Origin of the sequence: Paenibacillus oenotherae (assembly GCF_019443105.1) — a bacterium.
GTDB lineage: Bacteria > Bacillota > Bacilli > Paenibacillales > Paenibacillaceae > Paenibacillus_Z > Paenibacillus_Z oenotherae.
In genome coordinates, this window is the sequence record NZ_JAHZIJ010000005.1 from 267,976 (window position 1) to 291,879 (window position 23,904).

A 23,904-nucleotide genomic window follows, 5' to 3' on the forward strand; every position below is an offset into this window, starting at 1 on the left:
CCAGGAGGATGATTAGGATGACAACTTTATCCGCTACGATGAATTGGCAGCTGCTTGCTCAGAAAGCGCTCGACGGCGAACGTTTGACGATGGAGGAAGCGCTCAGCGTATTGGAAGCCGACAATGATGAGCTGCTGCCGATTCTGCAAGCTGCTTTTACTGTACGCAAGCATTATTATGGCAAGAAAGTAAAGCTCAACATGATCATCAATGCCAAAAGCGGCCTCTGTCCGGAAGACTGCGGCTACTGCTCGCAATCGATCGTATCGACTGCTCCGGTCAAGAAGTATACGCTGCTGGACAAGGATACGCTGCTGGCAGGCGCGCGTGAGGCGATGTCGCGCAAGGCTGGCACGTACTGCATCGTAGCTGCGGGCAAAGGCCCTACAGACAAGGAGCTTCAGCAGGTCGTAGAAGCCGTCAAGGAGATTCGTGACACGATGCCGCTCAAAATCTGCGCATGCCTCGGCATTCTGAAGGACGGGCAAGCGAAGCAGCTCGCAGAAGCCGGAGTTCACCGCTACAATCATAATCTGAACACCAGCAGAGCCAATTATCCTTCTATTACAACGACACATACCTATGACCAGCGTGTGGAAACAGTGGAAGAGGTCAAGTCCTACGGCATGTCCCCCTGCTCCGGCGTTATTATCGGCATGGGCGAGACGAATCAGGAAATTGTCGAGATGGCTTACTCCCTTCGCGATCTGGATGCGGACTCCATCCCGATAAATTTCCTCAACGCAATTCCCGGAACTCCGCTGGAGAACGCAGGACGCACACCAGCCATGAAAGGACTGAAGGTGCTGGCCCTCTTCCGGTTTATTTGCCCGTCCAAAGAAATTCGTGTAGCCGGCGGCCGCGAGGTTAATCTTCGCACGCTGCAGCCAATGTCGCTCTATGCGGCGAACTCGCTGTTCGTCGGAGATTATTTGACCACGGCAGGCCAAGAGGTAACAACGGATCATCACATTATCGAAGATATGGGCTTCGAGATCGAAATGTGCGCGCTGTAGACGGAGGAAGCCAGATGGAATGGATGGAGCAAGAGCTTGCTGCACTCGCAGACAAGGCGCTGGAACGGCAGCTTCGCGACAGCGCCCCTATTGCGGGTCGGCCGGGCTTCATAATACGGGATGGGCAGGAGCTTCTGGACCTGTCGTCCAATGATTATCTTGGGCTTGCGCAGCATCCCGCCATTATTGAGGCGATGCGCACGGCACTTGCGGCCGATGGCGCCGGTTCAGGCGCATCGCGCCTTGTAACCGGCAATCGGCCTCCGTATCGCAAGCTTGAACAAGCGCTCGCCAGCTGGCAGGGGACGGATGCGGCGCTTGTTGCCGCGAACGGTTATATGGCTAATACCGGCGTGATCAGCGCCTTGGTCGGCCGGGGCGATGCCGTGTTCAGCGACCGGCTCAACCACGCCAGCATTGTGGATGGAATTACACTTAGCCGCGCTGACCATGCCCGCTACCGCCATAACGACCTGGAGCATCTGCGCCACCTGCTAGACAAGCACCGTGGCGCCAGGCGCAAGCTCATTGTTACGGATACGATATTCTCGATGGATGGCGATCAGGCGCTGCTGCCGGAATTGGTTGCGCTCAAAGAACAATACGGCGCAATGCTGATGGTAGACGAAGCGCATAGCGGCGGCATTTATGGCACACGCGGCGAAGGGCTGTGCCATGCGCTCGGCATTCAGAACGATATTGACGTTCACATGGGTACGTTCAGCAAGGCTTTCGGCGTCTATGGCGCTTATGTCTCCGGCAGCAGGACCCTTATCCGTTGGCTTATTAATAAAGCAAGGCCTTTCATATATTCAACGGCGCTGCCGCCCGCTGTTGTGGCTGGCATCTCGCAAGCGCTCCAGCTTGTACAGACAGAGCATGGAAGACGCCAACGCCTGCTTGCTGCGGGCTTGAAATTCCGCTCGGCTTTGCAGGACGCCGGATTCCAGGTCGGTGAGGGCAATTCGCCGATTGTCCCGGTCATTATCGGCGACAACGGCCTCGCTCTTGCATTCAGCGCTGCGCTCCAAGCCTCCGGCATTGCGGCGGTCGCGATCCGCCCGCCAACTGTGCCCGAAGGAACAGCGCGGATCCGTTTCTCCCTGTCAGCCGCTCATTCGGATGATGCTCTTCAGGATGCCGCCCGGCACATTCGCAGCCTCGGCATAGAGATGGGGGTGCTGAAGCAATGACCAACTCTGCGCATATGCTGCAATCCCAGCAGCGTTCGTCCCAGAACACCGGGACGATTCTATGGCTCAGCGGCTGGAGCATCGCTGACGCCGCGTTCGACTCTCTGCGCGGCAGTCTGCCGGAATGGCGGCATGCCGCAGCGGGCTATGCGCATGCGGAATCTCCGGAGCAGTTCTATGCTATCGCTGACGCCGCTGCAAGAGAATGCCGCCAAGCGGCGGCAGGCCCGCTGCTGCTCGCCGGTTGGTCGCTCGGCTCGCTGATCGCGCTGCGGCTCGCATGGAACGGGCTCGCGAATCAGCCGCCAAGCGGCACTGCCGGCGGGCCCGCTGACGGCACTGCCCACGGGCTGGCTAGCGGCACTGCTCACGGGCTCGCTGGCGGCACTGCCTGGAAGCCTGGAGGCTCGGCTGGCAGTGATGATGGCGAGTCTGCCGTCTTGCCTGCAGGCGGATCGCCCAACGGGCCTGTTAACAGGCTCGTTGACGGGCTCATTCTGCTGAGCGGGACCGCCTGTTTTGTCCGGCCCAAGGGTGAGAGCAGCCTCGGCTGGCCGGATATCTATGTGCGGCAGATGAGCTCCGCCCTCAAGCAGAACCGGGAGGCCGTCGAGATCAAATTCCGTGAGACGCTGCTCACGGCCTCCGAGCGGCTCGAAGGCTATAGCGACAGGCTGCCGCCCGCAGGCAGCTGGTCCACAGAAGCGCTGCTTGCAGGCCTCGGCCTGCTGCGCAGCGAGGATTGCAGGCCGCTGCTGCCCGGCCTTGCAATACCATCACTGCTCATTCATGGCACGGACGATACGGTCTGCCCTCCCGGTGCAGCTCAGGAGCTATGCCATGAATTGCCCGATGCGCAATACATGCCCATGGCTGGCAGCGGGCACGCGGTCGGCTTGACACGCTATGAAGAAACTGCAGATGCAATAAGGAGATGGTGGCATGGACAGCAGGCTAAGAACGATACAGCGCCAATTCAACCGCAGCGCGGACAGCTCCTATGATGCTCATGCGAATGTACAGCGGCTGATGGCGGAATCCCTTGCCGCGCATGTGCTCAAGTTATCCGCGGGACGGTCACCTGCTATCACGGGCATCTTGGAGATCGGCTGCGGGACGGGAGCCTTAACGGCCAAGCTGCTCGCCGCTTTCCCGGCCGCCTCCATTACTGCGGTCGATGTAGCTCCCGCTATGCTACAAGCAGCTCAGAGGCGGATCTCTGCAAGTGGAGCAAGCTCGCCAGCAGCATCAGCACGGTCTGCACACCCGCCAGAAGTTGCGCCGCCCCATCAAGGAACCCCGCCGCCCTCCAGCCGTGTCGATTGGATTGCCGCAGACATTGAGACATGGGCGGCACAAGCGGTTCCCGGCTCCTTCGATTTGATCGTCTCCAATGCTTGCTTGCAATGGCTGATCCATCCACAGGAGACGATCCGCAGCCTACGGAGGCTGCTGCGTCCGCAAGGATTGCTGGCTTGCACAACCTTTGGCCCCGATACGTTCCATGAGCTGCATGAGGCATTCGCTGACGCTTACCGCCGGAACGGGTTGAGGCCGCAGCGGCATGGGCTATCCCTCCGCTCTCCCCAGCAATGGCAGGCCATGCTCGCTGAGGCTGAATTTATCGGCATTGCCTGTGAACGCAGCGCGCACAGCGAACAGCATGCCACAGTCCGCGACTTTCTGCATACGGTCAAAGCGGTGGGTGCCAGTGCCTCGGAGGCAGATTCATCCAGCCGCCAAGGTCTCTCGAAGCGTTCCTTGTTCGCGGATATGTTCCACGCCTATGAACAGCGGTTCGGCAATGCGGAAGGCGTTCCCGCTACCTATGACCTGCTCCTCCTTCAAGCCTGCACCAGCTAGACAAGCTGCACGACGCCTCTGCTTCGCGATTGCGATGGAAGCATACGTGAAAACAAACATCCCCAGGCACATGCTTGTTCAGCAGTGCTCGGGGATGCTTTTTACGAAATATAGAATTAGCGCTTGCGCCGATTGCCCGACCACTCCACGAACAGCTCATAGTCAAGCTCCACTTGCTCCGTATAGGATAATGCCCACTGTGCAACAGATGCGCAGAACGTGTCCTCGTCATTGCCCATAGCCCGGACGATCTCCGCCTCGCTATGATAGGCGAGCACGCCATGCTCAACATCAGCATCTGCCCGTGCGTGCATTTTCGCCGTGAGGCTGCCCATCCCTTCAACGACCTGCAAGAGATCCTCCACCGTCTCCAGCGATTCCAGCTTCAATCTCTTCTTGTAGGGAGAACGCTCCCTCACATAGAACTCCCGCTCACCAAGCGACAGATAGCCGAGATAAGGATCAGCCTCATGATGCATCGCCTGCTGGGTCGTGATCACCCGGTTGCCCTGATGCCCGAATGAGCGCCAGAACGACTCGTCATACGGCATAAAATAAGCCGGGACCGGCACACGCACCTCTTTCACTTCCAGCACAATATCGTCCAGCCCCTGCTCCCCGTCCCCGCCTTCAATCAGCACATAGAACCGGTCAAGCCCGATGGAAGCCGTCCCTGAGCCATGCTTGACCGCAATATCCTTAATGCGAAAATGCCGCTCCTCTGCTCCGCGCTCCCTCATAGCCTGCAAATATTGAGGCCATGCCTGCAGCAGCGCCGCCCGCTCCTCCTCTGTTGCCGGAACGATCTCCTCGCTGGCGGCGAATTGCCGTCCCTCCTGCATCATCGCCGTCACTTTCTCAAGGAAATGCTGATCCTTGCGCTTGCGCAGCTTCTTGAGCAGCTTCCGGATATGCCCCTCCGCACGCTCCTCATTCATAGAGAACGTCGCCGGATCATCCTTCCCTTTGGCGAACCGCCGCATTTGTTTCGAATAGGCCTGCAAATACGTCGTGATGACATTCGCCTGCGCCTCGGGCGGCAGTTCCTTGATTCGGCATACAAGCGCGATACTTACAGACATCCGAAGCAGATCATACAAATACGAGCCCAAATATCCCTCATCAAAATCATTCACATCATAAACAAGCTCACCCGTCTCGCTGCGGAAGGCGCCAAAATTCTCAAAGTGCAGATCGCCCTGAATCCACGTCGGCCGGTCCGGCTGCGAATGATACGGGAACCACTCTCTCGTCACGTCAAAATAAAACAGATAAGCGCTGCCGCGAAAAAAAGAGAACGGCCCGCTCGCCATTTTCCGATATTTCTCCGTCCGCTTCTTGCGGTCCAGCTCCATCAGCTTGCCGTCGAATTCATCAAAGATCGCGGTCAATGTTTGTTTCCGAAGCTTACGCTGGGTTTGCTTCACTCGTTCTGTCAGTTGCGGATTCATTAAAGCAGCCCCTTACTTGTCAGATGTCGTCATCCTATAAAGCATTCTCCATTATATTGTCATCTCCTGCCATTACATGCCAAGGCGCTCTTCAAGCTCTCTCTTCTGCCGCAAATGATGACGGAAATGCATCGGCATAAACGAATACCATTCCTGCGCGTTCATCCAGCCCAAGGCGAAATGCTCCACTTTACAATTCGGGTTAATGTCCGCAATGGCTCCCGACCACTTCCTGTAATTTTCCTCTACCGCCGCAAGCCCCTTCTCCAGTTCTTCCTTGCTCTGCGGATTATGCGGCGTATATTCCGGCGAGCCCGGCACCTTGATCTTAACCGGCGGGATATCGCCCAATTGGAAAATCCCTTCGCCTGCCTCTGTTTTTCCCAGTGGCTGCTCTTCTTCTGCAGCGGCACATGCTTCAATAGAACGCACCTGCATGGATAATGCCGCATGGATCAGATGGTTATACAGCTGTCCAAGCGACCACTGCTCGGCGTCGGGCTTATCCTGCAGCTGCTCAAGCGTATATTTATCCAACCCCTCTCTGTATGGAGTCAACCAATCAAGCTCCTCGTTCATCCTGCAATCGCTCCCTCGACTGTCATTTCTTGTTTATCCCGACAATTATCACCCTCCGTTCAGGAAGGTGTCAATATGACGATTCAGGCCGCAGCCTGCACTGTGCGTCGGGGTGATACTTGGGTGGTATTTGGACGGTACTTGGGTGATACTTGAGTGGCACTTGGGTGGCACTTGGGTGGTATTTGAGCGGTACTTGGACGGTACTTGGGTGGTACTTGGGTGGTACTTGGGTGGTACTTGGGTGGTACTTGGGTGGTACTTGGGTGGTACTTGGGTGGTATTTGAGCGGTATTTGGACGGTAATTGAGTGGTATTGGCGGTATTGAGAACGTGCGCATGTCCGAACGAAAGCAGCAATTGACCACACTACTCGCCGGGGGAGAAGGAAGCCTGCGAAAGTGCAGGAATTATAGTTAAAAGAAGGCGTAGAAGGTGGAATGCCTGCGAATAAGCATTAATTAGGAGGCGGAATGGGTCTAGAGCGGCAAATAAGACGAAATACCTGCACTCTGGCAGGCATTTCGTCTTTAGCAGGCTGAAACGAGGGAAAACCTGCACTTTCGCAGGAATGTTCATCGTTGATGGTTTCGTTGATGATGGAATTCCCCCTAGTCAGGAGGCTTCAGCTTCAACAGCCGGACGTGAATTTCTGCTGGTCTTTCCTAGGTGACATGTACCGGGATGTATACAACTATCCCGTGATAGACAGCTGTAACCGCAGTTGTGCCTTTGAAGCGGGGAGCGCCTGATGTCAGTGTTCCTCCATTGACAGTAACCAGATCCTGACTGTTCGTTTGCCATGTCGCTTGTTGAGTAACACTTCGCTTGGTGCCGTCGGAGAAAGTAGCGACTAAGTCGACATAGGTTCGGCTGAACCCTGATGGCATCGTAACCTGCTTTACCGATGGAGTAAGATTGACCGCAGAAACCAGGGACGAGGAGACTGTAAACGTCGTCTTGTACTTCCCGTCATATACGACGGTGACTGTCGCTTCTCCGCCTCCATGTGCGGACCAAACCTTGCCGTTGATGATACTAATAGCGGCGGGATTGCTGATTGTATATTTAGTGCGAGGATCCTTGGCAATATTCTTCCGTTCCCCGTTCTCATATACGGCCATGATATACAACGGTATAACCTCGTGCGGCATCATCCCGATTTGACTCTCGACCATATCCAGATGCGTGAGCTTCCCTTGGTTCGCGACTTTCACGGAGCATTCGGCTGTCGGTCCGCCATGCTCCGATGCAACCGTTATCGTTGCCTTTCCTGACGAATGCGGGGTTACAAGGCCGTCGTCGGATACAGTAGCAACAGCCGGATTGCTGCTCTTCCATACCAAGCCGGGGGTATAATTCAATGGAGATACTGTAGCCCTCAGCAGATCCCCATATCCCCCCGGCCGCAACAGAAGCTCTGTTTTGTTCAGACTAATTCTCTCTGGCAGGGTAATTCCCGACTCGTCATCAACAATGGTCACTCTGGTGCTGGTCTGTCCGCCAAGGGTCGCCCCTCCCGTAGGATCGCTTAACGTTACTGTAAAGTCTTCATCCCCTTCGAACAGGTAATCATCTGTTATTTTCACTCGAATGATTTTCTCCGTCTCTCCTCTCAGGAAGGTCAGCTCTCCATGCTGATGGTTCTCAAAATCATTGTCGGATGCACTGCCGTTTGCAATCTGGTATTTGACTTTCACGATTCCCCTTGCACCATTCTCCCGGATGACTTTAATCTCGGCATAGTTCAAGCCATAGCAATAGTATTCATCACATAATGGGGAGCTGTAGTCATAATAATCCTCCTCTGACACTGAGAAGTTAGCTTCACTGAACTGCAACTCTCCTTCTGTCTCCTCACTGGCATCGTCATCAATGATCGTCACTCGCGCGCTTGCAATAGCCCCAGCGGCAGTTTTACCTGCCGGATACGGATCACTTAATGTAAGGGTGAAATATTCATCGTCTTCAATCTCCTTGTCCTCACGGATAGGTATTTTAATCTCAGTGGGAGCATATCTCCAATCTGTTCCAACATTAAAAGTTTGGGCCGTGTAATCACTACCGCTGACAGCCGTTCCGTCCGTCGTTCTATACCTGAGATAGGTGCTCTCATATTCCGAACCTCGGCATTCGACGGTAACCGTAATATACTCATCCTCCCCCTCGTAGAATGCATAGTCATCACTGGTAAAGGTGCACCGAAACTTTATCGGGTCAATAGGGGGACTTTTAATGGTGACCTTGTTGCTGTGTACTGCTCCAATCGTCGCCCCTCCTGTTGGGTTATCCAGCCATACGGTGAAATACTCCTCTTCCAGGTTGTCATCATGGAAATTGATCGAGACTCTAATCGTCTTACGGACCTCTCCTTCAGCAAATATCAACGTTCTAGTGGAGTCATAATTAGTATAATCACCCCAACCATAACTACCACCACTCCCTTTAGCTGTCCCATCTTCGAAGCGATAATCAACCGCTACTGTACCCTTCGATCCGTTCGTGCGTGTCACCGTCAAATAAAGGGTATTTTGATCATTTCTACTGACTGTGTAGCTGTCCGCCGAGAATTGCAGCACTCCCGGCGATTCCGTGGATGCCGGGCCTGCGGAGCCCTCGGCATGGACAATCGGCTGCAAGCCGGGGGCAAGGAGCGAGACAGCAAGCAGAAAGACGACCGCCAAACAAGCTAATCTCTGTCCGGTCCGGGTGGAACCATGGCGCCAAAATGAAAGCATACAAAATAACCTCCCTAATCAAAATTTTCGACCCTCTGGTGCGATACGTTACGTATCAAGAATTTAACCCACCTGTTAATTTTAGTCAACTGTTACTTAAAATGTTTCTCGCTATACTGCGAGCTAGCGCCCCTTGCAATTAATACGATATCGTAGTATTATGAGTCTGTGGTTAGTACGATATCGTATTAAAAGAGGATGCAGCAATGGACCAACTGATCGAATTATTGTTCAAGCAGGGGCTGCGGCCTCTAAGTGTATTCCCCGACGCTACCGCGCTGGAGGAACAGATGAGCCGCTCGGAGCTAAGTGCATTGATGGTGCTGCAATTCCATGGAGAGATGGCGATGTCCGAGCTCGCCGGCGAGCTCGGCGCGCCGCTTAGTACGGCAACGAGCATTGCAAAGCGGCTGCAGAAGAAGGGCTGGATTGCCCGCAAACCCTCCGACACCGATCAGCGAAGCATTCTGGTCGCATTGACAGACGAGGGCAAGCAGCTTGCGGATAAGGGCAAGGCAACATTGTCCGATATGTTCGATCGTATACAGGACGCGCTGACTCCAGAGGAAATTGCCCAATTCGTGCAGCTTATGATTAAAGTCGGCAAGGCATTGCAGCAACCACCGACCGGCAGACCGGCGGGAGCGGAACAGAAGCCGCGCAGCATTCAGATTGAGGATTAAATTTTTTTACTTATATATTACGATTTCGTAGTAAATTTCGCGATAACAGTCTGGAGGCGGATAGGATGAGGATTATTATTTACACGGGCAAGGGCGGTGTTGGCAAGACAAGCGTCGCAGCAGCGACAGCGGTACGGCTTGCCGCGCAGGGTACGAAGACGCTGGTTATGAGCACGGATGCGGCCCACAGTCTGTCTGATGCGCTTGATCTGCCGCTTGGCCCTGATCCGGTTCAAGTCGCTCCCCATCTGTGGGCGCAAGAGATCGACAGCATGCAGGAGACCGAGCGCAATTGGGGCGCGGTGCAGAGCTGGCTCTCCCAGTTCATGAACTGGGCGAAGCTGAACGATGTGACAACAGAGGAAATGCTCGTCTTCCCGGGAATGGAGGAATTGTTCTGCCTGCTTCAGATTAAGCGGCAGGCGGACAGCGGTCTTTTCGATACGCTCATTGTGGACTGCGCCCCGACCGGAGAGACGCTTAGGCTGCTGAGCTATCCCAATGTGCTGAACTGGTGGCTGGAGAAGATTTTCCCCCATGAACGCCGCCTCATTAAAGTGATGCGTCCAGTTGCCAAGCTGGTCACTGGCGGCCTTGAGCTGCCTAGCGATGAGACGATGCACAGCGTAGAGCAGTTCGTCCATGATCTTGAGGATCTGCAGACGATGCTGCTCAATCCAGAGATTACTTCTGTAAGGCTCGTGCTCAATCCAGAGAAGATGGTGATCTCGGAAGCCAGACGCTCTTTCACCTATCTGAATCTGTTCGGCTTCCACACGGATGCGGTAATAGTGAACCGCGTGCTGCAGGGAGAGGTGGGAGATGGCTTCATGGCCCAGTGGAAGGAGCTCCACCTTCGTTACGAGGGAGAAATCGAGCAATGCTTCAGTCCGCTGCCCATTCTCCGCGTCCCGCTTATGCCAGGCGAGGTATTCGGGCTGGAGCCTCTCAGCCGGGTCGGAGAGGAAGCCTTCCGCGATGCCGATGCCGGAGCTATACTCTATGCGGGTCGCACAGAGACCATTCGCAAGGACGGGGAGATGTATACATTGGAGCTGCTGCTGCCTTTCATAAGCAAGGACCAGGTCGGGCTTACTCAGCTCGGCGATGAGCTGACCGTTCATGTCGGCTCCTATAAGCGCAAGATCCATCTGCCGCGAACGTTGATGGGCCGCCCCATTGAAGGCGCACGATTCCGCGAAGATGCGCTGCATATCCGGTTCGGCAAACGGGAGTAACGAAACTTTTGGGAGGAATGTCAGATGGAGAAGCCCTTGGTGGTATTAGCGCGATTAGTTACGGAAGTAAGCGAGGTAATTGCCCGTGAAACGATCCCCGAAGAGGCAAGAGGGCACTTCCGGGCCGCAGCCCGCGAAGCTCTTCTTGGAGGCCGGGCCATGCTCGGCAGCCTGATTGACAGCCTGGAGGCTGACAGCGGTACCGGGAATACGGGTTCGGGCTCCAAGCCCGCAGCCCGTTCCGCCCGGCCAATTGCTATCGAATAGCCTTCGAGCCCGCGTTCTATTCCAAAGCAGGAAGGTGTGTAATTATGATTAAATTGCAGCGTTACAGCCCGCTTATGATGGAGCTCACTGCGTATATCCACAGCGCTCTGGGCATCGTTCTCACCTGGGACATTCTCCGCCTCATTGGCTCAGACGGCATCGTGAATACCATCATCGGCCAGCATGACAGAGAAGCTGCCTTCTGGTTTCTATTCGGTGGCGCGATGATGTGGCTGCTCGCCCGCTTCATGCGCTGGACCATGGTTCGGCAGCATCTGCCCCTTCCCGTCAGCCTGGGCTGGCATCTCATTGTCCTCTCGGTTATTGGCGCTATTATCATGCCTATATCCGGCTTCTGGCTTGTGCTGTTTCAAGGGATCGTTATTGCTTGGAATCGGCGCTGACGATCGCCTTCACCCTGCCGACCTCACCGCTTTGCAGCCGTACTTTAATGCCATGGGGATGATTCGGAGATTTGGTCAATAGATCCTTCACTACGCCGCGGGTTGTCTTCCCCGTGGCTTGATCCTGTTTCAATACAATATCGACGACCAGGCCGGGATGAATGGCCGACCGCTGCTGTCCATTGCTCATTTGTTCTCATACTCCTTTATTAGCATACCTGCCCCGCGAAATTGCAGCTCGCACCGCACGCTCTCAGCACGGTGTGGCGGCATATCTCATAGGACAATAGCCGAATGGATATCCGGCATCCCCTATCATACGGCAGTACGAAGCCTGCTCGCAACTTTCGCATCTTCTGGCCCCTTCTCCAACTGTTTTGAAGGCAGCGTGACGGAGCAAGAAGCCTGCGAATGTGCATGAATTTCGTTTACAAGACGCCATAATAGTTAAATCCCTGCGATCATGCATGAATTTGAGGAAAAATCGGCCGAAAAGAGGAAATGAAGGTGAAATACCTGCACGCTGGCAGGCATTTCACCTTCATGGGGTCAGAAACGAGCAAATACATGCCGTTTCGCAGGTTTCGCCTAGCTCGCAGCTCACATCTCGCATGCTTCGGCGTTTGAATGACGGATCGTCCTCTGGCGAGGAGTGCGCCAATCTCAACAGTCCCATGATCGCAGGCACTCACAGCTTACAGCTTCTTATTAAGTAGGAGCTGAGAATTCCCCTTTTGGGCGCGGGATGGGACAGGTGCTGCGAGAAAGTGGTTGACAGTTTAGTTGAGAATGAATATCATTGAGAAATAGAGTGACATTACGCACCTCAGAGAGGTTGGTACGGACAATGAAGAAGATCAATTACTGCTGCAAAAATTTCAAGAACGGCTCCAAGTCGGTTTACAAAACATTAAAAAGCAAATTCCCCGATATTAAGCAGAAGAAGAAGAGCTGCCTCGGCAACTGCAGGCTCTGCTCCAAGCAATGTATCGTCAGAATCGGCAAGACAGAGGTCATCGTTGCTCCATCCGCCAAGGTCCTGTATAAACAGTTAAAGAAGCGGATAGGCTAGTCGGGTAAAATATGATACCATATAGCATATATTGTTAGCCCCTCGCTCAAGGTGCCCGGATTCGCACCCAGACGCGCAGGGGTATATATTAGTTATGACCCGAATAGAAAGGTGTGTGCGGCAGATGATGAATGATACACTTAGCAAGGCGCTGAATGACCAGATGAACTTTGAGTTTTATTCCGCTCATGTCTACTTGGCTATTGCAGCCTACTGTTCAGGAGAGAGCCTGGACGGATTCGCCAACTTCTTTATCGTCCAAGCAGAAGAAGAACGGTTTCATGCGATGAAGATCTACAAATTTCTGAATGATCGCGGGAAACGCGCCACACTCGCCGGAATGGATACGCCTGACAATGACTACAGCTCCATACTGGAAGCCTTCGAGCATGCTTACGCGCATGAGCAGGAAGTAACGAAGCGTATCTACTCCCTGTCGGATATTGCCATGAATGACCGCGAGCATGCCACGATTCAGTTCCTGAAATGGTTCATCGACGAGCAGGTAGAGGAAGAAGCCATGTTCGACAGCATCATCAACAAGCTCAAACGAATTGACAAGGACAGCAATGCCTTCTTCATGCTCGATAATGAATTTGCACAGCGCGTATTCACACCACCGACCGCCTAATAGGCTGCCTAAACAAGAACCTCTGGCTTCCACGTATTCGTGGTTCCAGAGGTTCTTTTGCTCAAAGCATCGAGAAGCCGCTTCAATTGTCGCACGTATCCATAGGGACGGCCGCTTCGCCGCCATAATCACGCTTCAGCTAACTTATGCTTCCCGCTCTTGGTCCATGACTAATTCTCCAGACTGATCCCGCCAGCCAGGGACGATTCCCGCTCCGCAAAGGAGAGGCTTGGCAGCCGGAATGGCGCGAAACGGAAGCTTGGCTGCGCATGTGCGGCTACACGCTCCCCCGCTCCGATCACCGTTACCTCGCCATTCATGCTCCCGAGAACTGCGCCGTCCTCAATCACCGCGCCTTCCCCTATAATGACGCGCGACAAGCTTACGTTCCGGCCGATTCGCGCATTAGGCATGACGATGCTCTCGCGAATATCCGCACCCGTGCCAACAGCAACATCGCCGAAGATGAACGACCGCTTCACATTCCCTTCCACCGTGCTTCCAGAGTGAATATAGGAGCTGCTCACTTCTACGCCGGATCTGACATAGCTCTTGAATGTGCTTGTCCATTGCCGTGTTTGGATCGGCCACTCTTCTTCATCCGGAGCTTCGCCATCGATAATATCCATATGAGCCTCCCATAAGCTCTCTACGGTACCGACATCACGCCAGTAGCCGTCGAATGGATGTGCTTGAAGCGGCGTGCCGCTGCGGAGCATGGATGGAATGATGTCTTTGCCAAAATCATGGCTGGATGATTCATCCTCCCTGTCCGCAAGCAGCACCTCCCGCAAATGCGGCCACTTGAACATATAAATGCCCATTGAGGCGAGATTGCTCTCCGGCCGATCCGGCTTCTCCACGAAGTCGACAATCCGGTTATGCTCATCCGTATTCATAATGCCGAACCGGCTGGCATCCTTCCAGGGCACGTGCTTGACCGCAACCGTTGCGGAAGCACCGCTGGCAATATGCGCCTGCAGCAATTGATCATAATCCATCCGATAGATATGGTCGCCAGACAGAATAAGCACATGCTCGGGCGCATACCAATCGATATAATCTATATTCTGATAGATCGCATCCGCAGTTCCGGCATAACCTTCACTGCCGACCCGGGTTGACGGCAGCAGTGTGATGTCGGCATTGGCATCGCCGCTTCTCATCTGCCAGGCCGAGCCATCCCCGATATGACGATGAAGGGATGCCGCTTCATACTGAGTCAGCACGCCTATCGTGCCGATGCCGGAATTGACGCAGTTGCTCAGCGTGTAATCGATGATGCGGCAGCGGCCGCCGAACGGAACTGCGGGCTTCGCCATATTGGACGTTAACGGCGCCAATCGGCGGCCTTCTCCACCTGCTAGAAGCATAGCCATGCAAGTACTGTTTGTTGTCATTACACATATACCTCCCGGTGTCCTATTGTAATAGGTTAATACACTTCCCAACAGGCTATGAAACGACCGCCGAAAATTTCTTTGCGCAGCCGGATTTATGTGAGTCAATTCATCCTGTTGTGGGTATGGCCAGCGCCGAATTCTCCCTATTAAATGGCAATGACCACGTCTGCTTCAGCCCGATCCTCGTTATCATCCTTTACAATTTACGCCACAAAATACGATAGCCATATGGCTCCAGCTCGACATGCTGCTCCCCGTCCGCCGCCGGGACATGATCGCCAGTGAGCGCATCATGCCAGTCATCCGTGTTCATAGGATGCGCAAGCACGGTATGCTCCCCCGTATTATTCATCCAGATGGTGAAATGCTCCCCTTCTCCCAGCCGTTCATAGATGAGCCGCCCATTGTCATCCGCCGCATGCAGGAAACGGAACCGTCCGCTCCGCAGAACAGGATGCTCCTTGCGCAGATGGATCAGCAGCTTGTAGAAGTCGTACAGCTCGCGATCCTGCCCTTCCTCCTCCCACACCATGCATGCCCGGCAATCGGGATCATCCCCGCCCTTCAATCCAATCTCATCGCCATAGAAAATACATGGAGTGCCTATATAGGTGAGCAGAAACACAACCGCAAGCTTGAGGCGCGGCTTGTTCTCGCCTACGCGCGTCAGCACGCGAGCCGTATCATGGCTCGACAGCAGGTTGAAAATAACCTCGTTCGTCTGCTGCGGATAACGCATCAGCAGATTGTTCATCTGCTCTGCGAATGCACGCCCGCTTGCACCATCGGATGCAAAGAAGCCCATAACCTTGTCCGCGAAGGGATAATTCATCACAGAATCGAACTGGTCGCCCAGCAGCCACATCCGCGAGTCGCTCCATACCTCACCGATGATATAGATATCCGGCTTCGCCCCCTTCACCGTCTTGCGAAAGTCACGCCAGAAATGGTGGTCCACCTCATTGGCCACATCCAGCCGCCAGCCGTCGATATCCGTTTCCTTAATCCACTGCTCCGCTACCTCCAGCAAATACTGCTTCACTTCCGGATTGGATGTATTCAGCTTGGGCATGTGCCCGAAAAATCCGAAGGTGTCATAGGTGGCTCCGCCGTCCTCCCTCACCTCGACAGGGAATGAACGGATATGGAACCAATCGGCATATCGGGATTGCTCGCCATTCTTCAACACATCCTGGAAGGGCGGGAACTGCTCGCTCGTGTGGTTGAATACCGCGTCAAGCACTACCCGTATGCCCCTGTCATGGCATTCCTGCACCAGCCTGCCCATCGTCTCTGTATCCCCGAAGTGCGGATCAATCTTGCGATAATCCACCGTGTCATATTTGTGATTCGAGGGCGATACGAATACCGGGGTCAGATAGATTGCCGTAATGCCAAGGTCGGTCAAGTGATCCAGCTTGTCCATGATTCCTTGCAGATCCCCGCCAAAACAGCTCTCGTACGTCGGAGGAGACCCCCATTCCGCCATGCCGTCCGGATTGATGTCGGCATTGCCGTTTGCGAAGCGATCCGGCATAATTTGATAGAAGACCGCTTCCTTGGCCCATTCCGGGGCTGCGAAAATATCAATTTCATGCAAATACGGGAATTCGTAATAGCCGCCTGCCGGATGAGGCTGTTCCCCATAAATGCCGGATTCGGTCATATATACCGTCTCATCCCCGCTGCGAAGGCGAAAGCCGTAGGAGAACCGTTTGTACCTCGGCCTGACTGCGGCTTCCCAGTAATCAAAGTAATGATCGGCAGCCACCTTCTCCATCGGGATATCTTCATGACAGCTGTCCCAGTCGTATTTGTCACCGGTAATGGCCGTCACTTCCTCGACATCGTCCCGCTTCGTCTGCACTCTCAAGTGGATGGTGTCCTTGTCATAGGCATACGCCCAATTGCTGCGCGACGAGTGGTGAAAACATTCCTGGAACATGGCTCAACAGCTCCTTCATCTATGTATCCGCGCGCCAATCTATGCGGTTATATGGACATATACACCGGGGCCCGCGCATTGAATCGAGAGAATCGCTTGTCCAGCTGTTTCAGCATCCATCCTGCCGGGTAAGAACAGACTAGCCTCACTTGGCAAATCCAGTTGAAATTCGGAGGGATTGATAATGGAACCTATGAAACCGAGCGTTCAAATTGTGACAACTGCCATGGATGCTCTGCATGCTGTGCGCGAGCTTAACAGCCGGGGATATAAGCAGGACGACATATACGTGCTCGCTCATGACAGCGAGAAGACCAAGGAGCTGGCTGCTGCAACAGAGGCCAACCAGATCGGAATGACCGAGGAAGGCGTTCTGAGCTCAGTGGCCAATGTCTTCCGCTCACGGGGCGACGAAATCCGCTCGAAGCTCCAATCCATCGGTATTACCGAAGCGGAAGCCGAGCGCTATGAAGAGGAGCTTGATCAAGGACGTGTACTCGTTATTACGAACATCAACTAGACGGAATTGCTTTAAGATGCGTTAAGGCCGCTGCCCGCCGGGGCAGAGGCCTGTTCGCATGTTGTTTTCATTATTTGTCCCATTCCAGTGATCCCTTAATCAAGTGAGGAGCTTAGCATGAAGATCAAGACGAAGTTAATGATCAGCTTTTTTGTAATGATTTTTCTCCTTCTGGCCATTTCGGTTGCGGGATTGAACAACTTCTCGCTGCTGGGAGACAAGCTGGATGAAGTCTACGATAACCGGTACCAGAAGCTGATGCTTGCCTTCGATATTCGCGGCAATGTCAACAATACAGCCAAAGGGCTTGCTAATGTGCTTACTGTTCCGACCCAGGAAGTATTGGCCAAGAACGAGAAGCTGCTGACCGTAGACCCGCAAGGAGCTAATGAATTAATGAAGAGGCTTAACGAGATCTCTTCATCGGAGACGGAACAAGCCATTCTTCGTGATTTGGAACAGAGCATGGAGCAATTCACCAATTATACGAATCAAGTCGTCCAGCTTGTCCGGGACGGCAAAGGCAGCTCGGCTGTCAATCTTCGCGAGCGCGAAGGGCTGCGCTATCAGGAAGAGACCGTCGCGCTCATCGACGACCTCACCTACTACCACCGCCAGGCGATGGATACGGCTGTAGAGGAAGCGGTAGCGACGAATCAGAATACGCGCCTGTTAATGATCGCAACGACCATCATCGGGCTCTTGATCGGGCTTGCCACTATGCTGTGGAACTTGACTGGTGTAACGCGCGGCTTGAACGGGCTTGCAGCACTTATCGATTCCTTTGCCAAAGGAACGCTCGATCCCACAGTCCGCCAACGAACAGCGACACCGGATGAATTCGGCGCCGTTGCCACAGCCTTCTACTCCCTTGCTGACGATCTGTCTCACAAAACAGCTATCGAGCAAGCCTACAATAAGAAGATCGAGGATGAGTCCTGGGTCAAAACCAATCTGGCCGCTATGTCGCTGGTACTGCAGAGCGAGCAGGATCTTCGTTTTCTTAGCCAGACGTTCATTGAACGGCTTGTGCCGCTGGTAGGCGCTTCTTACGCCGGCTTGTATGTGCGGGAAGGATTTGGCCAAGACAACCGCCTCAAGCTGCAAGGCTCCTATGCGCTTCATGACGAGAATTTGTTCGAGCAGTCCTTCGCGATGGGAGAGGGCCTGGTCGGCCAATGCGCCCGAAGCCGCGAGATCATCGAGATTACGGAGCTGCCGCCTTCCTATGTGAAGGTCCGCTCGGGTATTGGCGAAGCCTCGCCGGGAATGCTGCTGCTGCTTCCGGTCATGTATCAGGACAGCCAGCTTGCCGTTATCGAGCTTGCTGCGCTGGAACCGTTCAGCGCCACTCATCGTGAATTGCTGCGCGAGCTCGCTGAGAACTGCGGCATCATTCTGAACAATCTGTTCGGAAGAATGCGGATCGAGACACTACTGCGCGAATCGCAGGCATTAAGCGAGGAGCTGCAGGCGCAATCGGAGGAGCTTATATCCCAGCAGGAGGAGCTGCGCAGCTCCAATGAAAGGCTGGAGGAACAGACAAGCACGCTCAAGAAATCGGAGGAGCTGCTTCAGAGCCAGCAGGAGGAACTGGAGCAGAGCAACGAGGAGCTGCTTCAGAAGACGCATTTGCTGGAACAGCAAATGAAGAAGACCGAGCAGAAGAATGAACAGATTGAACGGACGAAGGCGGCGCTGGAGAAGCAGACTGTACAGCTCGCACTCTCCTCCAAGTACAAATCGGAGTTTCTCGCCAATATGTCGCATGAGCTGCGGACACCGCTGAACAGTCTGCTGATTCTGTCCCAGATGCTGATGGACAACAAGGGCGGCAACATGTCGGGCAAGCAAGTCGAGTTCGCTACCACGATTCATTCGTCAGGCAGCGATCTGCTGAAGCTTATTGACGAAATTCTGGACCTGTCCAAGATCGGCGCTGGCAAGATGAATCTTGTAACAGAGCGCGTACCGCTGACGGAGCTGACCAACTCGCTGTATAACGGATTCCACCCCATCAGCCAGCAGAAGGGACTGCAATTCGATACGACGATTGATGAGGATGTTCCTGCCGAAATGTACACCGACAGCCATCGCGTCAAGCAGGTGCTGAAAAATCTGCTGTCCAACGCCTTCAAATTCACGCAATCCGGCTCTGTTCACCTGCATGTCCGTATTGAGCAGCCGCTGGAGGACAACATGGCACCAGCAGATAAAGGCCGCATGCTTGCCTTCGAGGTTCGGGATACTGGCATTGGCATACCGGAGGACAAGCAGGAGATGATCTTCGAGGCGTTCCAGCAGGTGGACGGGACAACAAGCCGGATCTACGGCGGAACGGGCCTCGGGCTGGCAATCAGCCGCGAGCTCTCCGCCCTGCTGGGCGGCACGCTTGCTGTTAAGAGCACAGAGGGCAGCGGAAGTGTGTTCACGCTTTATTTGCCGGAATTCCACGTGGTCGAGTCAGCTGCACCCATTCCTGTTGGCGTCGGCGGAAGATCCCTCGCACAGAATCTCAGCTATGGGCTGGAGGATGCCGCTATTCAGGCCGCCCCTTCTCTGCTCGCGGGAGACGCCGCCGAGCTGCATGCCGATATGAGGCAAGCGGCACAGGTTGTGGAGGATGACCGCGACAGGATTGAGCCGGAGGATCAGGTCGTGCTTATCGTAGAGGACGACATGCATTTCGCCCGCGTGCTGCTGGACATTACCCGCTCGCGGGGCTTCAAGGGTATCGTCGCCCTTCAAGGCGATGACGGACTTGCCTTTGCAAGAACATACAAGCCCGATGCGATTCTGCTCGACATTATGCTGCCTGTTATGGACGGCTGGTCTGTGCTTCATCATCTGAAGCATGATGCCGACACCCGCCATATTCCGGTGCATGTAATCTCTGTTATGGAGGATGTCCAGCAGGGGCTCGCAATGGGGGCAATCGCTTATCTCAAGAAGCCCGCGACGAAGGAGCGGCTTGACCAGTTGTTCATGCAGATCGAGTCCTTCCTCAATCGCGATCTCAAGCATCTGCTCGTCGTCGAGGATGATGCGGTGCTGCGTACGAGCATTGTCGAGCTGGTCGGTCACGATGACGTTGCCATCTCGGCGGTCTCCACGGGCCGCGAGGCCATGTCTCTGCTGGATACCCAGCACTTCGACTGCATGATCCTCGATCTCGGCCTGCCGGATATCAACGGCTTCGAGCTGCTGGACAGCATCCGCCAGAACGAGAAGCTGCGGGATCTGCCGATCATTATTTACACCGGCCGCGAGCTGGATAAGAAGGAAGAGCTCCAATTGAGGAAGTATGCGGAGACAATCATTATCAAGGATGTCAAATCACCGGAGCGGCTGCTTGATGAGACAACGCTGTTCCTGCACCGGGTTGTTGCGGAGCTGCCGGAGGAGAAGCGCAACGTGCTGCGCAAGCTGCATAGCGTGGAGGCGATCTTCGAAGGCAAGGCCATCCTGATCGTGGATGATGACATCCGCAACGTATTCGCGTTATCCAGCGCGCTGGAAGGCTATAATATGAATATTCATTTTGCCGAGAACGGTCTGGAGGCGCTCGATATGCTGGAGAAGCATCCCGACATTCAGCTCATTCTGATGGATATGATGATGCCGGAGATGGATGGCTACGAGACGATGAGCCGCGTCCGAATGATGCCGGCGTTCGAACGCCTCCCGATAATCGCCATCACAGCCAAGGCCATGAAGGAAGACCGCGACAAATGTATTGAAGCCGGCGCGTCCGATTATATCGCCAAGCCGGTTAATATTGACCAACTGCTGTCATTGATGAGGGTGTGGTTGTATAAATAACATGGAGATAACAGACGGCGCCGGAGAACGGGAGCGAATCGAGATCGAGCTGCTCCTGGAAGGGCTGTTTCAGCTGTACGGCTATGATTTTCGCAATTATGCATTCTCCTCTGTGAGAAGACGAATCTGGCACCGCGTCCATTCGGAACGGCTGACCACAATTACGGCACTGCTGGAGCGTGTGCTGCATGACCGCGATACAATGGCACGATTGCTGTCGGATTTGACCATCCATGTGACGGAGATGTTCCGTGACCCGGAAGTATTCCTCTCCTTCCGCAAGCATGTTGTGCCGCTGCTTCGCACCTATCCGTTCATCCGGATCTGGCACGCAGGCTGCTCGACAGGGGAAGAAATCTACTCCATGGCGATTCTGCTCAAAGAAGAAGGGCTTTATGATAAAACTCGCATTTATGCCACTGATATGAATGAGCGTGTGCTGGATTCTGCCAGACAAGGCGTATTCCCTATTGAACGGATGCAGACCTTTACCCGCAATTATCTGGAAGCGGGCGGCAAGGAGGCTTTCAGCCAATATTATACGGCCAAATACGATTCCGCCCTGTTCCATTCGGAGCTTAAATCGAACATCGTATTTGCACAGCATAATCTGGTTACCGACCGCTCCTTCAATGAATTCAATGTCATCTTCTGCCGCAATGTGATGATCTATTTCAACAAGGAGCTGCAGGACCATGTTCACAGTCTGCTGTATGAGAGCCTGAGCACCTTCGGTGTACTGGCGCTCGGCACGAAGGAATCGATCAATTTCACCCGTCACGCCAATGCTTACGAGGAGCTGGCCCCGCAGAGCCGGCTCTATCGTAAAATCACGTAAACAGGGCAGGTGCATGACCTCAATGATTGCTTATGACGGACCTATCAATGTACTGCTGGTAGATGACCATCCCGACAATCTGCTGGCCTTGGAAGCTGTACTGGGGGATCTGAACTATAATCTCGTGAAATGTCTATCCGGCGAGGAGGCGCTCCGCTGTCTGCTCAAGGATGAGTTCGCCGTCATTCTGCTGGATGTGCAGATGCCGGAGATGGACGGCTTCGAGACCGCCCGGCTGATCAAATCACGGAAGAAAACACAGGAAGTGCCCATTATCTTCATCTCTGCGACGAGCAATGAAACGGAGCATTTCTTCACCGGATATGAGGCGGGCGCCATCGATTATATGCTGAAGCCGTTCGTGCCGCAAATACTGCGGGGCAAGATCGAAGGCTTCGTCCGGATGTATGTCAACAGCAAGACACTGCAGCTGCAGACGGAGATGCTCCATCAGAAGACGCATGAGCTGGAGCAGATCAATCATGAGCTCAGGCAGACGGCCTACCAGCTGATCAGAACACAGGCGCTGGCCCGTGTCATTCAAGAGACGAGCATCGATACGATGATGATCTTCGACGATTCTGGCACGATTTTAACAGTCAATCCTGCCGTAACCGCCATGTTCGGCTACAGCGAGGAAGAGGTTCTGGGGCAGTCTGTCAAGCTGCTTCTCCCCTCCTTCTGCAGCCAGGCCTTCAACGAGCGGAGCTGCCATGGAGGGGGCGATCCCGCAATCGGCGTCCGGTTCGAGCTGGAGTCTGTGCGCAAGAACGGCAGCGTCTTCCCTGCGGAAATTCAGATCGGCGTTGCGATTCTCGACGAGGAGCGGATATACGCCTGTACGGTAAGTGATACGACAGAGCGCAAGCAGTTCGAGCAGGATCTGATGGCAGCCAAGGATACGGCGGAGATCGCCGCAAGAGCCAAGACGAATTTCCTCGCCATGGTCAGCCATGAAATCCGCACGCCAATGAACGGTGTACTGGGCATGACCGGACTGCTGCTGGATACCGAGCTTGACGAGGAGCAGCTGGAATATGCCAACATTATCCGCAAAAGCGGGGATGCGCTTATGTCCGTCATCAACGACATTCTCGATTATGCCAAGATCGAAGCAGGCAAGCTGGAGCTTGAAGAGCTGCCCTTCCGTCTCGATCTCATTGTCGCAGAGACCTTCGAGCTGTTCACAGCCAGATCGAAGGCCTGCGGGCTGGAGCTTGTGTGTTGCCTCGACCCCGAGCTGCCCCTGTCGCTGGTGGGCGATGGCATCAAGCTCAGGCAGGTGCTGATTAATCTCGTAGGCAATGCGGTCAAATTCACCTCTGAGGGCAGCATCAAGGTCAGCGCCCGACTGCTCGCAGAGCATGATCAGGCAATTGCCATTGAATTCGCGGTAGAGGATACAGGTGTCGGCATACCGGAGGACAAGCTCCCGCTGCTGTTCCAGCCCTTCACTCAGGTCGATACCTCCCTGACGCGGCAATATAACGGTACCGGACTGGGACTTGCCATCTGCAAAAATCTCATCGAGCTCATGAGCGGCACCATCCACGTGGAATCGAATGTACAGAAAGGCACAACCTTCACATTCACAGTCATGTTCGGCCGGACTGCTGAGGCTGGCTGCGCCCTGGAGGATGCCGCTTCGGCCGACAGCCGCTGCGAGGATCCGTCCCAGCAGGAAGGACAGCCCGAAGCGGTGGATACAGGGGAGCAGAAGGAGTCCAGGCTGCTGGCCCAATCAGCCTTGGCAGCAGCCCGGCGGGAGACGGCATGCGGCAGCGCTGATCTAAAGCGTTCCTCCCGCGTTCTTATTGCAGATGATAACGAGGTGAACCAGCGGCTGACACAGCGGCTGCTCGCCAAGCTCGGAATTGCGGCGGATGTGGCGGATGACGGCAGCGCTGCAGTAACGAAGGCCGCCCAGCACTCCTACGACCTCATTCTAATGGATATGCGCATGCCGAATATGGATGGGCTTGAAGCGACCCAGCGCGTTCTGGAGGGAGCCCGCCACGGCAAGCCCCCGGTTATTGTAGCAATGACCGCCAATGTGCTGCCCACAGATCGGGAGCGCTGCATGGCGGCGGGAATGTCCGATTTTCTGATGAAGCCCATTCAATTCGATACGGTCGTGAAGCTGCTCAAGGAACATGGCATCTTATCGCTCGCCGCAAAGGAACAGCCGACCTCGCCTTAACGTGAGATCGGCTGTTCCTTTGCCGTTTCGCGGCCGCCGCT

General features: G+C 54.6%; 20 protein-coding genes. 14 read left to right on the forward strand and 6 right to left on the reverse strand.

The window, feature by feature from the left end:
- Window positions 1-17: 17 nt before the first annotated feature.
- The 4 genes from bioB to bioC are packed head-to-tail and all read left to right on the forward strand — an operon-like array spanning window position 18 to window position 4,072.
- Window positions 18-1,016 (forward strand): biotin synthase BioB, encoded by a 999-nt coding sequence (bioB, locus tag K0T92_RS10335; RefSeq protein WP_219872377.1) that lies wholly within the window; start codon window positions 18-20, stop codon window positions 1,014-1,016.
- Window positions 1,017-1,030: 14 nt separating this feature from the next.
- Complete coding sequence (gene bioF / locus K0T92_RS10340) at window positions 1,031-2,209, forward strand: 8-amino-7-oxononanoate synthase (protein WP_219872378.1); 1,179 nt, start codon at window positions 1,031-1,033, stop codon at window positions 2,207-2,209.
- The gene (locus K0T92_RS10345; protein WP_219872379.1) at window positions 2,206-3,213 is read left to right on the forward strand and encodes an alpha/beta hydrolase; all 1,008 of its coding nucleotides are present in this window, start codon (window positions 2,206-2,208) and stop codon (window positions 3,211-3,213) included. Before bioF ends, K0T92_RS10345 begins: the two co-directional genes overlap by 4 nt.
- On the forward strand, window positions 3,152-4,072 hold the full coding sequence (gene bioC / locus K0T92_RS10350) for a malonyl-ACP O-methyltransferase BioC (RefSeq protein ID WP_219872380.1): 921 nt from the start codon (window positions 3,152-3,154) through the stop codon (window positions 4,070-4,072). Before K0T92_RS10345 ends, bioC begins: the two co-directional genes overlap by 62 nt.
- Before the next feature lie 116 nt (window positions 4,073-4,188).
- Here bioC and K0T92_RS10355 read toward each other — a convergent pair whose 3' ends face one another.
- The 3 genes from K0T92_RS10355 to K0T92_RS10365 all read right to left on the reverse strand — a co-directional run bounded on the left by K0T92_RS10355 (window position 4,189) and on the right by K0T92_RS10365 (window position 8,840).
- On the reverse strand, window positions 4,189-5,523 hold the full coding sequence (locus tag K0T92_RS10355; protein ID WP_219872381.1) for a DUF2252 domain-containing protein: 1,335 nt from the start codon (window positions 5,521-5,523) through the stop codon (window positions 4,189-4,191).
- A gap of 72 nt (window positions 5,524-5,595) precedes the next feature.
- Entirely contained in the window at window positions 5,596-6,102 is a 507-nt protein-coding gene (locus K0T92_RS10360) for a DinB family protein (RefSeq protein WP_219872382.1), read from the reverse strand.
- 665 nt (window positions 6,103-6,767) lie between these two features.
- On the reverse strand, window positions 6,768-8,840 hold the full coding sequence (locus tag K0T92_RS10365) for a Calx-beta domain-containing protein (RefSeq protein WP_219872383.1): 2,073 nt from the start codon (window positions 8,838-8,840) through the stop codon (window positions 6,768-6,770).
- 206 nt (window positions 8,841-9,046) lie between these two features.
- Here K0T92_RS10365 and K0T92_RS10370 point away from each other — a divergent pair, with 206 nt between their 5' ends.
- From K0T92_RS10370 to K0T92_RS10385, 4 genes are all read left to right on the forward strand, one after another.
- On the forward strand, window positions 9,047-9,523 hold the full coding sequence (locus K0T92_RS10370; protein WP_219872384.1) for a MarR family winged helix-turn-helix transcriptional regulator: 477 nt from the start codon (window positions 9,047-9,049) through the stop codon (window positions 9,521-9,523).
- Between the two features lie 65 nt (window positions 9,524-9,588).
- On the forward strand, window positions 9,589-10,761 hold the full coding sequence (locus K0T92_RS10375; RefSeq protein WP_219872385.1) for an ArsA family ATPase: 1,173 nt from the start codon (window positions 9,589-9,591) through the stop codon (window positions 10,759-10,761).
- A gap of 24 nt (window positions 10,762-10,785) precedes the next feature.
- Window positions 10,786-11,028, forward strand: a complete 243-nt coding sequence (locus K0T92_RS10380) for a hypothetical protein (RefSeq protein WP_219872386.1) — start codon at window positions 10,786-10,788, stop codon at window positions 11,026-11,028.
- Between the two features lie 44 nt (window positions 11,029-11,072).
- Window positions 11,073-11,432 (forward strand): DUF6463 family protein, encoded by a 360-nt coding sequence (locus K0T92_RS10385; protein ID WP_219872387.1) that lies wholly within the window; start codon window positions 11,073-11,075, stop codon window positions 11,430-11,432.
- Here the strand turns inward: K0T92_RS10385 and K0T92_RS10390 are convergent.
- A complete protein-coding gene (locus tag K0T92_RS10390) occupies window positions 11,410-11,622 on the reverse strand; it encodes a YwbE family protein (protein WP_219872388.1) in 213 nt (70 codons plus the stop codon). The genes K0T92_RS10385 and K0T92_RS10390 overlap by 23 nt on opposite strands.
- Window positions 11,623-12,279: 657 nt before the next feature.
- Between K0T92_RS10390 and K0T92_RS10395 the strand changes: the two genes are divergently transcribed.
- Together K0T92_RS10395 and K0T92_RS10400 are read left to right on the forward strand one after the other, a co-directional pair.
- On the forward strand, window positions 12,280-12,504 hold the full coding sequence (locus K0T92_RS10395) for a DUF1450 domain-containing protein (protein ID WP_219872389.1): 225 nt from the start codon (window positions 12,280-12,282) through the stop codon (window positions 12,502-12,504).
- A gap of 127 nt (window positions 12,505-12,631) precedes the next feature.
- On the forward strand, window positions 12,632-13,135 hold the full coding sequence (locus K0T92_RS10400; RefSeq protein ID WP_281423138.1) for a ferritin: 504 nt from the start codon (window positions 12,632-12,634) through the stop codon (window positions 13,133-13,135).
- Between the two features lie 170 nt (window positions 13,136-13,305).
- Here the strand turns inward: K0T92_RS10400 and K0T92_RS10405 are convergent, their stop codons facing one another.
- Both K0T92_RS10405 and K0T92_RS10410 read right to left on the reverse strand, forming a co-directional pair.
- Window positions 13,306-14,535 carry a glucose-1-phosphate adenylyltransferase gene (locus K0T92_RS10405; protein WP_219872391.1) on the reverse strand — a complete coding sequence of 410 codons (1,230 nt, stop codon included), beginning with the start codon at window positions 14,533-14,535 and terminating at the stop codon, window positions 13,306-13,308.
- A 199-nt stretch (window positions 14,536-14,734) separates the two neighbouring features.
- Window positions 14,735-16,483: an alpha-glycosidase gene (locus K0T92_RS10410; protein WP_219872392.1), complete on the reverse strand. Its 1,749-nt coding sequence runs from the start codon at window positions 16,481-16,483 to the stop codon at window positions 14,735-14,737.
- 184 nt (window positions 16,484-16,667) lie between these two features.
- On the opposite strand from K0T92_RS10410, the gene K0T92_RS10415 reads away from it, so the two are divergent.
- The 4 genes from K0T92_RS10415 (at window position 16,668) to K0T92_RS10430 (ending at window position 23,863) form a co-directional block, all read left to right on the forward strand.
- The gene (locus K0T92_RS10415; protein ID WP_343223686.1) at window positions 16,668-17,003 is read left to right on the forward strand and encodes a YflT domain-containing protein; all 336 of its coding nucleotides are present in this window, start codon (window positions 16,668-16,670) and stop codon (window positions 17,001-17,003) included.
- 117 nt (window positions 17,004-17,120) lie between these two features.
- Window positions 17,121-20,825 (forward strand): response regulator, encoded by a 3,705-nt coding sequence (locus K0T92_RS10420; RefSeq protein ID WP_219872393.1) that lies wholly within the window; start codon window positions 17,121-17,123, stop codon window positions 20,823-20,825.
- A 1-nt stretch (window position 20,826) separates the two neighbouring features.
- Window positions 20,827-21,663 carry a CheR family methyltransferase gene (locus tag K0T92_RS10425; RefSeq protein WP_219872394.1) on the forward strand — a complete coding sequence of 279 codons (837 nt, stop codon included), beginning with the start codon at window positions 20,827-20,829 and terminating at the stop codon, window positions 21,661-21,663.
- A 22-nt stretch (window positions 21,664-21,685) separates the two neighbouring features.
- The gene (locus K0T92_RS10430) at window positions 21,686-23,863 is read left to right on the forward strand and encodes a response regulator (protein WP_219872395.1); all 2,178 of its coding nucleotides are present in this window, start codon (window positions 21,686-21,688) and stop codon (window positions 23,861-23,863) included.
- Window positions 23,864-23,904 lie beyond the last annotated feature (41 nt).

Coding starts and splice junctions, on each gene's coding strand:
- bioB (WP_219872377.1), top strand. CDS start 18: ATGACAACTTTATCCGCTACGATGAATTGGCAGCTGCTTGCTCAGAAA.
- K0T92_RS10345 (WP_219872379.1), top strand. CDS start 2,206: ATGACCAACTCTGCGCATATGCTGCAATCCCAGCAGCGTTCGTCCCAG.
- K0T92_RS10365 (WP_219872383.1), bottom strand. CDS start 8,840: ATGCTTTCATTTTGGCGCCATGGTTCCACCCGGACCGGACAGAGATTA.
- bioF (WP_219872378.1), top strand. CDS start 1,031: ATGGAATGGATGGAGCAAGAGCTTGCTGCACTCGCAGACAAGGCGCTG.
- K0T92_RS10370 (WP_219872384.1), top strand. CDS start 9,047: ATGGACCAACTGATCGAATTATTGTTCAAGCAGGGGCTGCGGCCTCTA.
- K0T92_RS10410 (WP_219872392.1), bottom strand. CDS start 16,483: ATGTTCCAGGAATGTTTTCACCACTCGTCGCGCAGCAATTGGGCGTAT.
- K0T92_RS10430 (WP_219872395.1), top strand. CDS start 21,686: ATGATTGCTTATGACGGACCTATCAATGTACTGCTGGTAGATGACCAT.
- bioC (WP_219872380.1), top strand. CDS start 3,152: ATGGACAGCAGGCTAAGAACGATACAGCGCCAATTCAACCGCAGCGCG.
- K0T92_RS10390 (WP_219872388.1), bottom strand. CDS start 11,622: ATGAGCAATGGACAGCAGCGGTCGGCCATTCATCCCGGCCTGGTCGTC.
- K0T92_RS10425 (WP_219872394.1), top strand. CDS start 20,827: ATGGAGATAACAGACGGCGCCGGAGAACGGGAGCGAATCGAGATCGAG.
- K0T92_RS10395 (WP_219872389.1), top strand. CDS start 12,280: ATGAAGAAGATCAATTACTGCTGCAAAAATTTCAAGAACGGCTCCAAG.
- K0T92_RS10355 (WP_219872381.1), bottom strand. CDS start 5,523: ATGAATCCGCAACTGACAGAACGAGTGAAGCAAACCCAGCGTAAGCTT.
- K0T92_RS10385 (WP_219872387.1), top strand. CDS start 11,073: ATGATTAAATTGCAGCGTTACAGCCCGCTTATGATGGAGCTCACTGCG.
- K0T92_RS10415 (WP_343223686.1), top strand. CDS start 16,668: ATGGAACCTATGAAACCGAGCGTTCAAATTGTGACAACTGCCATGGAT.
- K0T92_RS10380 (WP_219872386.1), top strand. CDS start 10,786: ATGGAGAAGCCCTTGGTGGTATTAGCGCGATTAGTTACGGAAGTAAGC.
- K0T92_RS10375 (WP_219872385.1), top strand. CDS start 9,589: ATGAGGATTATTATTTACACGGGCAAGGGCGGTGTTGGCAAGACAAGC.
- K0T92_RS10420 (WP_219872393.1), top strand. CDS start 17,121: ATGAAGATCAAGACGAAGTTAATGATCAGCTTTTTTGTAATGATTTTT.
- K0T92_RS10405 (WP_219872391.1), bottom strand. CDS start 14,535: ATGACAACAAACAGTACTTGCATGGCTATGCTTCTAGCAGGTGGAGAA.
- K0T92_RS10400 (WP_281423138.1), top strand. CDS start 12,632: ATGAATGATACACTTAGCAAGGCGCTGAATGACCAGATGAACTTTGAG.
- K0T92_RS10360 (WP_219872382.1), bottom strand. CDS start 6,102: ATGAACGAGGAGCTTGATTGGTTGACTCCATACAGAGAGGGGTTGGAT.